This is a genomic window from Mycobacterium sp. NPDC004974 (genome assembly GCF_053600815.1).
The window spans coordinates 142,143-154,047 of sequence record NZ_JBSGAQ010000008.1 but is presented as its reverse complement, the minus strand read 5'-3'; the positions used below and the strand labels follow the sequence as shown (position 1 = coordinate 154,047).

13 protein-coding genes and 2 tRNA genes are annotated in these 11,905 nt (G+C 67.1%); 9 read left to right on the top strand and 6 right to left on the bottom strand.

Annotated elements, in window-relative coordinates; all coding sequences use genetic code 11:
* Nucleotides 1-39 precede the first annotated feature (39 nt).
* A complete protein-coding gene (locus tag ACWEFV_RS19485; protein ID WP_450071329.1) occupies nucleotides 40-2,247 on the top strand; it encodes a PEP-utilizing enzyme in 2,208 nt (735 codons plus the stop codon).
* 11 nt (nucleotides 2,248-2,258) lie between these two features.
* Here the strand turns inward: ACWEFV_RS19485 and ACWEFV_RS19480 are convergent, their stop codons facing one another.
* Both ACWEFV_RS19480 and ACWEFV_RS19475 read right to left on the bottom strand, forming a co-directional pair.
* The gene (locus ACWEFV_RS19480; protein WP_135452789.1) at nucleotides 2,259-3,509 is read right to left on the bottom strand and encodes an MFS transporter; all 1,251 of its coding nucleotides are present in this window, start codon (nucleotides 3,507-3,509) and stop codon (nucleotides 2,259-2,261) included.
* Nucleotides 3,506-3,982 (bottom strand): MarR family winged helix-turn-helix transcriptional regulator, encoded by a 477-nt coding sequence (locus ACWEFV_RS19475; RefSeq protein WP_450071328.1) that lies wholly within the window; start codon nucleotides 3,980-3,982, stop codon nucleotides 3,506-3,508. The genes ACWEFV_RS19480 and ACWEFV_RS19475 overlap by 4 nt, the downstream gene beginning before the upstream one ends.
* A 133-nt stretch (nucleotides 3,983-4,115) precedes the next feature.
* Here ACWEFV_RS19475 and ACWEFV_RS19470 point away from each other — a divergent pair, with 133 nt between their 5' ends.
* Nucleotides 4,116-4,955 carry a hypothetical protein gene (locus tag ACWEFV_RS19470; RefSeq protein WP_450071327.1) on the top strand — a complete coding sequence of 280 codons (840 nt, stop codon included), beginning with the start codon at nucleotides 4,116-4,118 and terminating at the stop codon, nucleotides 4,953-4,955.
* A gap of 73 nt (nucleotides 4,956-5,028) precedes the next feature.
* On the opposite strand, the gene ACWEFV_RS19465 is transcribed toward ACWEFV_RS19470, so the two are convergent.
* The 4 genes from ACWEFV_RS19465 to ACWEFV_RS19450 form a co-directional block, all read right to left on the bottom strand.
* Entirely contained in the window at nucleotides 5,029-5,739 is a 711-nt protein-coding gene (locus ACWEFV_RS19465; protein ID WP_450071326.1) for a crotonase/enoyl-CoA hydratase family protein, read from the bottom strand.
* Nucleotides 5,740-5,762: 23 nt separating this feature from the next.
* Nucleotides 5,763-6,614, bottom strand: a complete 852-nt coding sequence (locus ACWEFV_RS19460) for a hypothetical protein (RefSeq protein ID WP_135452793.1) — start codon at nucleotides 6,612-6,614, stop codon at nucleotides 5,763-5,765.
* A 70-nt stretch (nucleotides 6,615-6,684) separates the two neighbouring features.
* On the bottom strand, nucleotides 6,685-7,674 hold the full coding sequence (locus ACWEFV_RS19455) for a phospholipase effector Tle1 domain-containing protein (protein WP_450071415.1): 990 nt from the start codon (nucleotides 7,672-7,674) through the stop codon (nucleotides 6,685-6,687).
* 240 nt (nucleotides 7,675-7,914) lie between these two features.
* Entirely contained in the window at nucleotides 7,915-8,640 is a 726-nt protein-coding gene (locus ACWEFV_RS19450) for an MBL fold metallo-hydrolase (protein ID WP_135452794.1), read from the bottom strand.
* Between the two features lie 172 nt (nucleotides 8,641-8,812).
* Here ACWEFV_RS19450 and ACWEFV_RS19445 point away from each other — a divergent pair, with 172 nt between their 5' ends.
* The 7 genes from ACWEFV_RS19445 to hadB all read left to right on the top strand — a co-directional run bounded on the left by ACWEFV_RS19445 (nucleotide 8,813) and on the right by hadB (nucleotide 11,905).
* A complete protein-coding gene (locus ACWEFV_RS19445) occupies nucleotides 8,813-9,262 on the top strand; it encodes an RrF2 family transcriptional regulator (RefSeq protein ID WP_135452795.1) in 450 nt (149 codons plus the stop codon).
* Nucleotides 9,259-10,494, top strand: coding sequence for a globin domain-containing protein (locus ACWEFV_RS19440; protein ID WP_450071325.1), 1,236 nt, complete (start codon nucleotides 9,259-9,261; stop codon nucleotides 10,492-10,494). Before ACWEFV_RS19445 ends, ACWEFV_RS19440 begins: the two co-directional genes overlap by 4 nt.
* A 110-nt stretch (nucleotides 10,495-10,604) precedes the next feature.
* A tRNA-Thr gene (locus ACWEFV_RS19435) sits at nucleotides 10,605-10,677 on the top strand.
* Between the two features lie 39 nt (nucleotides 10,678-10,716).
* Nucleotides 10,717-10,790, top strand: a tRNA-Met gene (locus ACWEFV_RS19430).
* Between the two features lie 45 nt (nucleotides 10,791-10,835).
* Nucleotides 10,836-11,003 carry a 50S ribosomal protein L33 gene (rpmG, locus tag ACWEFV_RS19425; RefSeq protein ID WP_003881823.1) on the top strand — a complete coding sequence of 56 codons (168 nt, stop codon included), beginning with the start codon at nucleotides 10,836-10,838 and terminating at the stop codon, nucleotides 11,001-11,003.
* Between the two features lie 9 nt (nucleotides 11,004-11,012).
* Nucleotides 11,013-11,477 carry a (3R)-hydroxyacyl-ACP dehydratase subunit HadA gene (gene hadA, locus ACWEFV_RS19420; RefSeq protein ID WP_135452797.1) on the top strand — a complete coding sequence of 155 codons (465 nt, stop codon included), beginning with the start codon at nucleotides 11,013-11,015 and terminating at the stop codon, nucleotides 11,475-11,477.
* A complete protein-coding gene (hadB, locus tag ACWEFV_RS19415) occupies nucleotides 11,477-11,905 on the top strand; it encodes a (3R)-hydroxyacyl-ACP dehydratase subunit HadB (RefSeq protein WP_135452798.1) in 429 nt (142 codons plus the stop codon). Before hadA ends, hadB begins: the two co-directional genes overlap by 1 nt.

The following is an 11,905-nucleotide window of genomic DNA, read 5'->3' as shown; positions in this document are numbered from 1 at the left end:
GACTGACAGCCCGCCTGTGGCCGCCGCACACTGATTGGGATGCGTGTTGTGGTCAGCGGTACCTGCGACGGCGCCGACGCCGCTATCCGGGCGGAACTGCGGCGCAGGGGACACCACCTGTCCGAGGCGGGCAGCTCCGTTGTCCCCGCCGTCGTCCTCCGGCTCGCGTCCCGCGTCGTCACGGTGACACGGGACGCCGAGCTGCGCGTCGAGCTGGCCCCGGTGCTGGGCCGGGATTCGGCCGGTGCGGCACGACAGCGTTATGCCGCACCTGTCATCGTCGGGGCCAGGAACCGGCCCAACACGGTGCAGTTCATTCACCACGACGACGTCGCGCGCTTCATCGCCGACGCCGTCGACACCCCGGACTGGGCCGGGACGGTGGGCCTGGCCGCCGATCCGCTGCCGCTACGGCAGGTGGCCGCGCTGCTGGGCAAGCCGTACCTCGAACGGGCCGGCGAGGACCAACCGGTGCTCGACACCACCCGGCTGAGCGCGTTCGGCTTCCGGCCCGGGTGGTCTACGGCCGAATGCGTGCAGGACTTCGCCAAGGCCAACCGGGCCCACATCGTCGTGCGCGGTAGGCAGGTTCGGCTGCCGTGGCGTTACCCGTGGGCGCGTGTGCCTACCCGTGCGCCGGCGCCTCGATACCCGGCCAGCGAGGCCCGCGGCGAATTCGACACCGACATCGATCCACGCTGGCCCGCGTACACCGCGGTGAACACCACCGAGGCGTTTCCGGGGCCGATGACACCGCTGTCGCTGGAGCTTTCGCTCGACGGCATGCGGGCGATGGGAGTGCACGCGGTCGAGGCGATGAGCGTGGACGGTGAGCTGCGCCGCGCGGTCATCGAGGAGCAGACCGGGGCCTTCGGCCACCGCATCTACGCCAACCTCACCGTGCTGTTCGCGGCCGGCGCCGTGCTTCCCGCCGCTGGACCGGCGGGCTGGCGTGACAAGCTGTTCGGCGCCGACCATGACGACAATGGCTCCGAGACCGCGCGGGCGGGGCTGTGGGCGAAGGCGCGCCGGTTGCCGCGGCTGCTGGTGTTCGTGGCATCCTCCGGTACCGAAACCAAGCGGATGGACGCCGACGCGCGCAGCCGGCAGCGCGGTGCCGCCCATTACCGCGGCCGGTCCGACGTGCAATTGCGCGACGAAATGCGTTGTCTGCACGACGAAGTCGTCGACGCCTGGGCCACGGCGGCACTCATCACCCTGGCCTCGGTGTCGTTCACCGGCGTTCTGGAGATCCTGGCCCGCCGCTCGCTGTCCACCGAATTCTTCGGCGGGATGGAGAAATTGGCGAGCGCGGGTCTCACCGTGGCCACCCGTTCGCTGGCCGCCGATGTCGCGTCGGACCCCGCGATCGCGGCCGTCCTCGGTGAACACCCACCCTCGTCGGCCATCGAACTGCTGAGGAGGCAACACCCGGAGTTCGTTGCGCGGCTCGACGCGGTGGTCGCCGCGTGGGGCCACCGGGGACCGGGGGAGAGCGAGCTGGCCAACCCGGTCTACGCCGACGACCCGGCAGTGCTGCTGGAGGTGATCGGCAAGCTCGCGAGCGCTGCCCGACGTCGAGTGCCCGAGCCGGCGATGTCGCCTTGGGTGCGATTGCTGACCTGGGTCGGGGCGTGGTTCCAGCGGTCCAGGGAACGCGGACGCGACGCCGCGATCCGCCTCACCCATGAATATCGGCTCGCTGCGCGAGAACTGGGAGCGCGGCTGGTGGCGCAGGGCGTCATCGTCGACGCCGACGACGTGTTCTACCTCGTGCTCGACGAACTGCTGTGGCCTCCGCTCGACGTCCGGTACCTGGTACTGCGTCGGCGGGCCGAACGGGCGCGTCTGGAGCGCGAGCGGCCACCGCTGGACTTCGTCGGGACCTGGACGCCGAGTCCGGAGACGGTTCCCGAAATCGGATGTGGCGAAGCGCTTTCCGGAATACCGGCGTCTGTCGGCTCCGCCACCGGTCGGGTGCGGGTGGTGACCGTGGAATCGCTGCACCAACTGAGCCCCGGCGAAATCCTGGTCGCCGACAGCGTCGACGTCGGCTGGACCCCGTACTTCACCTACGCGGCCGCCGTCGTCATGAGTACCGGGGCCACGATGTCGCACGCGGCGATCATCGCCCGGGAGTTCGGCATACCGTGCGTGGTGGGATCGAAGACCGCCAGCCGGGTGCTGCGTACCGGCCACATCGTCGAGGTCGACGGGGCCGCCGGACGCATCGTGCGGGTGGCTTGAGCGTCAGACCGTCAGACCGTCACCGGATTCGGGGCCGACAGCGCGGCGGGTCGGGCAGCCAGGGTGACGAGCAGTGTGACGGCACCGGCGATGACGAACGCCACCCGCACGTTGAACACGTCGGCCGCGCCGCCCAGCAGCGCCGCCGCGAACGGACGCGACCCGAGGAAGCCGACGAGCCACAACGCCATGATGCGGCCCCGCAGTTCCTCTGGGGCACGCTCCTGCACGACGGTGCTCAGGCCCGTCATCGCCCAACCGAAACCCAGCCCCGCGACCGCGAAACCGGCCAGGGCCAAGGCCGTCACGGTGCCCAGCGCCAGCAGGCCAGACCCGGCCACCAGAAGCCACAGCCCGATCGCCGACACCTGGGCAGCGGGCAACCGTCCGCGCATCGAGGCCAGCACCACCATGCCGACGGCCGCGCCGAGGCCGAACGCCGCCGACAACGCACCCACCAGGTGGGCGCCGCCGCCAAGCTCCTCTGCCATCGACGGGGTGAGCGTGATCGACGGATCGGAGGCGAACCCGACGGTCGTCACGGCCAGCAGCGCCAGCAGCAGCGGGCGGTCCCGCCAGACGTAATTGAGCGCCGCACGCACCCGGTAGTCGCCGTCGGGGCTGCGCTCGGGCCGGGCCGGGAAAGTGACCAGCAGCAGGAAGATCGCGAACACCATGTGCAGGCCCGCGCTGATCGCGAAGCCCGGCGCCGCACCGAGACGAGCGGCCAGGAACGCGCCGATGGCCGGGCCCAGGATGCGGCCGATGGTCATCGGAATGCTGTTGAGCGCCATGGCCGTCGGCAGTTCGCCGTCGCGGATCAGGCTCGGCACGACTGACTGCATGGCCGGTCCTCCGATGACGAATCCGAAGCCCACGAGGGTGGAGCCGACGAGTACCGGTACCGCGGCGGCGGTGCCCTGCAGATCGGGGGACAGCGCCAGCCAGACCGCGGTCGAACCGGAGCCGATGATGCACAACACCCGGCCCCACAGGATCTGGCGGGCCGGGTTGCCTACGTCGGCCCACTTGCCGCTGGTCGGGCTGAGGATGAGCTGGGGCAGGAACTGCGCGACGCCGACCATGCCCACCATCACCGCCGAGCCGGTCGCGTCGAAGATGACGATGGCCGCCACGATGCCGTGCGTCCACACCGCGACGACCGAGAACATCTTGCCCCAGAACAAGGCGCCGAAGACCGGGTCGAACATCAGCCGGAGGGCACCGCGCGGCTGCGGGCGGGAAGTGGCCTGGGCCGTCACGAGCTGATCCCCCGCTCGAAATCGGAGACCAGCTGCTCCAACAGGTCGACGAGTTTGTCCACGTCGGATGCGGGCCAGTCGGCCACGGTCTCGGCGACCATCTCCTGGCGCCGTTCGGTCACGTCGGCCAGGGCCTGGCGCCCGGTGTCGGTGAGGGCGAGCGCGCACCGACGCTGATCCTCGACGTCTTGGGTTTTGGTCAGGAGACCGGCAGCGACGACATTGGCGACGGTGCGGCTGGCGGTGGAGTGCTCGACCGCCATGTACTCGGCCACCTCGCCGACCGATGCACTCTGCCTGGCCTTCTCCCGTTGCTCGACGGCGCGCAACACCCGCAGCGTCGACAGCGTCGGAACACTGCCCGATGCGTCGATCAGCCGGCGCCGCCATCCCGGGCGCTGCCGGACGGTGTGGATGCGCACGAGAAGCTCATCGAGTTGGTTGTAGCGAGGCACCATATGTGCATAGCACATAGATATATTGGCGGCCGCGGCGCGTGCGTGGCCGAACTGATCCGCGTACGTAGCGCCAGGGCGCAAAAACGGTCGAAAAATCGCCGTGGCGCTACACACGTGAGATGTCGGTAGGCCTCGGCACACTCCGCCCATGGGGGATCCATTCGTCGGAAGCGAAGCGCTGGCCTCAGGTGCTCTGACCCGGCATCAGCTGCGAACCCGGTTCATGGCCGTTCATCGAGACATCTACGTCGCCAAAGGCACTCAGCCGACTGCCCTCATGCGCGCCAAGGCCTGCTGGTTGCGATGTCGCGGAAACGGAGTCCTGGCCGGGTTCTCGGCGTCGGCCTTCCATGGGGCGCGGTGGATTGATGCGGGCCTGCCCGCCTACGTCATCAACAACAACAATCGGAGGCCGGCCCGAGGGATCGTCACGTGGGCCGACGCGATCGCGGACGACGAAATCTGCCGGGTCGGCGATATCCGCCTCACCACACCTGCCCGCACCGCGCTCGATCTGGCCTGCAAGTTTCCCGAAGATACGGCAGTGGCGGCCATCGATGCACTGGCGAGATCGGCCCGGCTGAAGGTCTCTGACATCGAGTTGGCGGCCGAACGCCATTCGGGCCGTAAAGGTATCAAGCGGGCCCGCGCCACGATCGCTTTGGTGGATCCGGGAGCGGAGTCACCGCAGGAAACCTGGTTGCGGCTCTTGGTCGTTCGCGCTGGTTATCCGCCGCCCCAAACGCAGTATCCCGTCTGCAACGAGTACGGCGTGGTGGTCGGCGAGGTCGATCTCGCCTGGCCGGAGCTGAAGATTGCGCTCGAATACGAAGGGCGCCATCACACCGACCTCGACCGGCTCCGCAAGGACATCGCCCGGGTCGACGAGATGATCGAGATGGGTTGGATCGTCATCCGGGTCACTCGCAGGGACGGTGCCGCCAACGTGCTCGGCCGGATCGCCAAAGCTCGCGCCTCGCGTGCGTAGCGCTGTGGCGGAAAAACGGTCGAAAAATCGCCGTAGCGCTACGTACGCGAAGCCAACGCCCAAAAAACTGCGCCTAGCCCGCGAATTCCTTTGCCAGTCCGTCGATTCCAGCGCGAATCGCGGTCAGGGTCTCGGTGCGGGCCTTGAGCTTGCTGGCCACATGCGCACCGGTGTTCAAGGCCGCGGCGGCCTCGGCGGCGACCTCCTGAGCGCGGGACAGGACCGCGTCGGCCTCGACGACCTCATCGAGCCAGCCGCCCGCGATCGCCGCATCACCGGTGAACACCGCGGCCATGGCGATCGCGCGCTGAAAAGCCGCCCGGGTCAAGCGCATCCGCATGATCTCGATGGCCGCGATCGGCAGCGTCATCCCGATCTTCACCTCGTTGGCCTGACACCGCGCAGTCGACGAGCCGACCCGGTGATCACCGGACAGCAGCAGGAACGAGCCCATCGCGATGGCGTGTCCGGTCGCGGCCATGATCACCGGGACCGGGAAACTCAGACACCGCACCGACAGTTCGAAGCCGCCGGCGAGCATGCCCAGCGTCGCCGCCACGTCGCCGGACGAGAACACGCTCAGGTCGAACCCGCCGCTGAACACCTTCGAACTGCCCGCCAGCACCACGGCTTTCACCTCGCCGGCCGCCGCGCCGGCGGCCGCCTGATCCAGCGCCGCGTTGATCTCGGCCTGCATCGCAGGCGACAGTGCGTTGACTTTGCCGTCGTCCATCGTGATCGTGGCCACGGCATTGTTGAGCTCGTAGCTCACCAGACTGCTCATCGCACCGATGGTAGTGAGTGGCCTCAGGCCCGATGACGCCTGCCGGACGTTGCCGCCGGTTTGATCAGGTCGGTCTCGGGATCGTCATCGTCGTAATCGTCGTCGTCATCGTCATGACTGGCCTCGTAGCGGTCGCGCCAGCGGGACCGCACCTCGGAGCCCAAGGAGTTGATGCGGTTGATCTCGTTCCGCAGCGTCTGCTCGTCGCTCTCCTTGGCCGCGTACTGGAAATAGGTCAGCACACCGCGCAACAACTCCAGCTTCTGCTTCTCCCGGCGCGCCTGGTCATGCGTGGTCAGCAGCTCCATGCGGTCCACCGGCGGCAGCGTGGCCCAGTCCAGCACCGCGGTGTTGCGCAGCTTGCGGCCACTGGGCTTGCCGGGGGAGCCCGGCTCGTCGTAGTAGGTGACCGCGCCATCGAAGCGGGACGCGATGGCCTCACCCAATTGCTTGCGGTCCAGCGCCGAATCCCACACGATGCGCCACTCCTGCGATGGCGCCAGGTACGGGATCTCGGCGGGCAGGTTCAGCGGCACGATGTCGACGAAGTTGTCGTCATAGGAGCTTTCGTACTTGCCGACCGTCGGCGGGTTCGCGAATTCGAACCGCAAACCGTAGGCCGGCCGTTGCCCGTAATTGCGGACGACCAGCTCGACCAGGTGCCAATCGGCACTGCTGGGCTCCATGAACATCGACACATTGGGCTGGGTCAGCTCGGCCTGCCGGTCCTTGGCTTTCAGATACTGCCGCCACGCATAGATCAACGCGATGACGACGACGACAATTGCCACCCATGCCGCGAGCGCAGTCCATGCACCCGGTTCGAAACTAGCCAACTCACGCCCCCGCTCCGTGACTGAATCGATGATCCCCACCAAGTGGGTATATCACGGACATTCGGCGCGGGCAGCGGTCCGGCTCAGCAAACTCCGACCAAAACCGGCCTCATGACGCGACGGCAGTCAGGATGTCGCGGTGCACGGTCTCGGTGACCGGTGTGTGCACCAGGCGCTCACCGCGGGCCAGCCATTCGACGTCGGCCCATTCGATACGCGCGGGCAGTCGCCGCCAATAGTGCGGGTGCGAACGGAGATACACCTCCACACTCGCGTGCACCTTGGCGTCCAGCGGCGGCCGGCACCGACCGATCGTCGGCGCGGTCCCGGCCAGCGCATCGAGGTCAGTGGGGCAGGCACTGTTGTCGACAACCAGCAGCCCCGCGGCAATGGCCCCGTCCAGCATCCAGTCCAGCGCGATATCGGACAGCGGCCAGCACGCGCCGGTGCCGCCGGTGACATCGCAGCGGGTTCCCCGGAACCAGACTTCGTCCAGGCGCTCGCAGTACCGCATGGTCCGGCGCCCGCCATCCACGCCCACCGCGTGCCGACCCGATTCCACGGTCGGTAGCGGGCCCATCTGCTGTTTGGTGCCCGGAGTGGCCGTCGCGTTCCACAGGCCGACGAACCGCACCGGGACCGCGGGGTCGCGGTCGCCGACGAGTTGCGCCGCCAGCACCCTGATCTGTCGCCAATCCTGCGGCGTGCGCGGGGTGCGGGGCAGTACGTAGGTGGCGAGCGCGTAATCCAGTACGTCGTCGGAGTGGGCCGGCAACAGGCCGACCGTGCCGAGCAGGGTGGCCAGCTCACCGGCGCGGTGTCCGCCCTCGCCGCCCCCGAACACGAAGATCCGGTCCCCGGGATCCCACGCGTCTCCGAGGAACCGGTACGCCTCGACGATGGCTGTCCGGGCTTCGCTGACGGCGTCGCCGCGGCGGCCCGGCGTGATTCTTCGACCGGGTCGCATCGGCGTGCCGCTGTGATACCAGTTCAGCTGATCGGTGCCGTCCAGCAACCGAAACAGCATCTCGGTATTCGATGCGTCACGGAGTCCGGGATGTTCATCTGTGTGGTCGAAGCACAGCACGATGTTCTTCACGGTGACCCCCGGCGGGACTGTCAACTACTCCTCGACAATTGCTGACATTTACTTTGCCGGGTATGCGGCCTGATGTCCTGAGTATTGCACTACTCGAATCGCGCAAAATGGGCCATAGTTCCCCTTGCAACCGTTCAGGCAACGAAATCCGTGGCAGACGGCTGATCCTAAGGCGGAATTGCTCCGTTGCGGCGCCGTTAATTCACTGGATTCCGTATTCGGCCGGACTGGAACGATTCATCAGCCGCCCATCAACATGTTCCATTGCTCAAGGTTTGATGCCCGATACACGTAGTTGCTGCGTTTGACTTCATCGAGTGGGGCGCTCGGTTCCTCCGAGTACCAGTGCCCGGGGAAGACGGTCGGGTCGCCGGGCAGCTTGGCGAGCGCCTGCAGGCTGCGGAACATGTCGTCGACATTGCCGCCGGGAAAGTCGGTGCGCCCGCATCCGTCGAGGAACAACGTGTCCCCGGCAACCAGGCGGCCGTCCAGCAGGAAGCACTGGCTGCCCGGGGTATGGCCGGGAGTGTGTAGCAGCTCGATCTGCACCGCGCCCACCGAAACCTTGTCGCCGTGCACGTGCCCCATCAGCTCGCTCGGCGCGATTCCGGTGACCTGGGAGACCCACTCGGCCTCGTGGGTGTTGACGTGGACCGGCACGCTCTGACGTTCCAGCAGCTCGGCCAGGCCTTTGAGGGAGAAGCCCGCCATCGTGCCGCCGACGTGGTCGGGGTGGTGGTGGGTGACGAGCACGCCGGACAGGTGCATGCCGTCGTTCTCGATCACGTCGACGAGGTCGTTGGCCGCGTACGCAGGGTCGACCACCACGGCGTCGCCCGTCTCGCGGTCGCCGATCAGGTAGGAGAAGTTGCGCATCTGCTGGGCGATCACGTCGCCCGCCGCGTAGTCGCGACCGGACAGCAACTGCCGGAAGTACAAGCGGTCATCAACCTGGGGCTCGGACATGAATCAAGACTATTCGTGGGCGCTACGAGGCCCATGACCGACGGGGTGTGCGGTGCCCTGAATCACCCGCTGCGCGCATCCCCGCAGGTCTAAAAACCGCACGTCACGAAGTGTTTGACCCCACACGGCATAAAACTCGCATCTCAAATGCGGAATTACTAGCGTCAGCGGTATGCACCTCACCCGGTTCACCGACCTAGGACTGCGCACGCTGATGCTGCTGGCCTCGGGTGAGTCCGAGGACCGGCGCATCACCACCCGCACCATCGCCACGGGCGCCAATGCCTCCGAGCATCACGTCGCCAAGGCGGTGTCCAAGCTGTCCGAACTGGGCATGGTGCATGCCCGGCGCGGCCGGGTCGGGGGACTGGTGCTCACCGACGCCGGGCGCAACGCCTCGATCGGCTGGCTGGTGCGCGAACTCGAAGGTGACCGTGAGGTCATCGAATGCGGCGGGGATTCCCCGTGTCCGCTCATCGCGGCCTGCCGGCTCCGCCGCGTACTGGCCGACGCCAAAGAGGCGTTCTATCGCGAACTCGACCGGTACACCGTGACAGACCTGACGGCAGGCAACCGCCTACCGATTGTTTTACAACTCACAACCGAAGGGAATCTCCGATGACCGTCACCAGCCCCGAGCCGTCTGCGGTACGCGACGAACTGGAGCCGCACCACGCCGAGATCGTCTCGGCGACACTGCCTCTCATCGGCGCGCACATCGACGAGATCACCTCGGAGTTCTACCGGCGGCTGTTTGCCAACCACCCCGAGTTGCTGCGCAACCTGTTCAACCGTGGCAACCAGGCCCAGGGTGCCCAGCAGCGCGCATTGGCGGCCTCGATCGCCACGTTCGCCACCCATCTGGTGAACCCCGACCTGCCCCACCCCTCGGCCCTGCTGGCGCGCATCGGCCACAAGCACGCCTCGCTCGGGATCACCGCCAACCAGTACCCGATCGTGCACGACAACCTGTTCGCCGCGATCGTGGAGGTGCTGGGCGCCGACACCGTGACCGCCGAGGTGGCCGAGGCCTGGGACCGGGTCTACTGGATCATGGCCGACACTCTGATCGCGCTGGAGCGGGATCTGTACGCGGGAGCCGGCGTCGAACCCGGTGACGTCTTCCGGCGGCTGCGCGTCATCTCCCGCGTCGACGACCCGTCCGGCGCCGTGCTCGTCACCGTCCGCGCCGCCGAGCCCGTCAACTTCGCTGCCGGACAATACGTCTCGGTCGGCGTGACCCTGCCCGACGGTGCCCGTCAGCTACGCCAGTACAGCCTGGTCGGGGCGCCCGGCTCGACCGATCTGACGTTTGCGGTCAAACCGGTCGACGCCGTCGCGGACCAGCCTGCAGGCGAGGTGTCGTCCTGGATCCGGGCCAACCTCTGCGTCGGCGACCTGCTCGACATCACGGTGCCCTTCGGCGACCTGTACAACGGCGGCCGGCCCGATGGCCCGCTGGTGCTGGTGTCCGCGGGAATCGGTGTCACCCCGATGGTCGGCATCCTGGAATTCCTGGCCGCCGAGGCGCCCGATGCCCACGTGCGCGTCCTGCATGCCGACCGCACCGACAATGGCCACCCGCTGCGGGAGCGTCAGCACGAGCTGATCGACGCACTGCCCAACGCCAGCCTCGACCTCTGGTACGAGGACGGCGTCACCGGTGGTGCCCCCGGTGTGCACGCCGGCCTGCTCAAGCTCGACGGCATCGAGCTGCCCGCCGACGCCGCCTACTACCTGTGCGGCGGGGCCGGATTCATCGAGGCGGTCCGCACCCAACTGAGCGAGCGCGGAGTCGCCACCGAGCGGGTGCACTGCGAGCTGTTCGCGCCCAACGATTGGCTCCTGGACTAGCCGACCAGGCAAAATAGCTCCCGGGCGGCCGCGTTGACCTGCGGTTTGGTGCGGCCGCCGGGGAGGTTGTACCCTCTTTAAGGCCCCGCAGCCGCAACGCTGCGGGACAAGCCCCCTTAGCTCAGTCGGCAGAGCGTTTCCATGGTAAGGAAAAGGTCAACGGTTCGATTCCGTTAGGGGGCTCGGTGGACGAGCAGGCGGTGCGCCGACTCGCCTCATCGGGGCGGTGTAGCTCAGCTGGTTAGAGCGCACGACTCATAATCGTGAGGTCGGGGGATCGAGTCCCCCCACCGCTACAGGAACATCAAAGCAGAGCATGATTTTGAGCAGGGAGAACTGACGTGGCGTCGAGTACCGACGTACGGCCGAAGATCACTTTGGCGTGCGAGGTGTGCAAGCACCGCAACTACATCACCAAGAAGAACCGCCGCAACGATCCCGACCGGCTCGAGATCAAGAAGTTCTGCCCCAACTGCGGTACCCACCAGCCGCACAAAGAGTCGCGATAGCAATTCGCCGTGGCTCTATCGACGAACATCGTCGGGATGCACTATCGGCATCCTGAGCACTATGAGGTCGGACGCGAAAAGATCCGCGAGCATGCGCTCGCGGTCAAGAACAACGACGCGTGCTTTCACGATGAGGCTGCCGCAGCCGAGCTCGGACACGACTCGCTGCTCGCGCCTCTGACCTTTATCTGCATTTTCGGTTACCAGGCGCAGTGGGCGTTCTTCGAATGGGCCGAAATCGGTATTCAGGACGCTCAGATCGTCCAGGTCGACCAGGAGCTGAAGTTCCTCAAGCCGGTCAGGGCCGGTGACAAGCTGTACTGCGACGTGTACGTGCACTCCGTTCGCAAGGCGCACGGCACCGACATCATCGTGACCAAGAACATCATCACCGATGACAAGGGTGAGGTGGTCCAGGAGGCCTACACGACCCTGGCCGGGCGTGCGGGTGACGGAGAAGAGGGTTTTAACTGATGGCGCTGCGCGAGTTCAGTTCGGTCAAGGTCGGTGACACGCTTCCGGAGCGCGTGATCCCGTTGACCCGCGGAGATCTGGTCAACTACGCCGGTGTGTCCGGTGACCTCAACCCGATCCACTGGGACGACGAGATCGCCAAGCAGGTCGGCCTCGACACCGCGATCGCCCACGGCATGCTGACCATGGGCCTCGGCGGCGGCTACGTCACCGAATGGGTCGGCGACCCGGCTGCCGTGACCGAGTACAACGTCCGGTTCACCGCGGTGGTGCCGGTCCCCAATGACGGTGTCGGAGCAGAGATCGTCTTCAACGGGCGGGTCAAGTCCGTGGATCCCGAAGCCAAATTGGTCACCGTCGCCATCTCGGCGACCGCGGGCGGGAAGAAGATCTTCGGGCGGGCCGTAGCGACCGCGAAACTGGCGTAA

Bases quoted from the DNA above. Each gene is read 5' to 3' on its own strand.
- ACWEFV_RS19485 (WP_450071329.1), top strand. From the start codon at position 40: ATGCGTGTTGTGGTCAGCGGTACCTGCGACGGCGCCGACGCCGCTATC.
- ACWEFV_RS19475 (WP_450071328.1), bottom strand. From the start codon at position 3,982: ATGTGCTATGCACATATGGTGCCTCGCTACAACCAACTCGATGAGCTT.
- ACWEFV_RS19470 (WP_450071327.1), top strand. From the start codon at position 4,116: ATGGGGGATCCATTCGTCGGAAGCGAAGCGCTGGCCTCAGGTGCTCTG.
- ACWEFV_RS19465 (WP_450071326.1), bottom strand. From the start codon at position 5,739: ATGAGCAGTCTGGTGAGCTACGAGCTCAACAATGCCGTGGCCACGATC.
- ACWEFV_RS19450 (WP_135452794.1), bottom strand. From the start codon at position 8,640: ATGTCCGAGCCCCAGGTTGATGACCGCTTGTACTTCCGGCAGTTGCTG.
- ACWEFV_RS19445 (WP_135452795.1), top strand. From the start codon at position 8,813: ATGCACCTCACCCGGTTCACCGACCTAGGACTGCGCACGCTGATGCTG.
- ACWEFV_RS19440 (WP_450071325.1), top strand. From the start codon at position 9,259: ATGACCGTCACCAGCCCCGAGCCGTCTGCGGTACGCGACGAACTGGAG.
- hadB (WP_135452798.1), top strand. From the start codon at position 11,477: ATGGCGCTGCGCGAGTTCAGTTCGGTCAAGGTCGGTGACACGCTTCCG.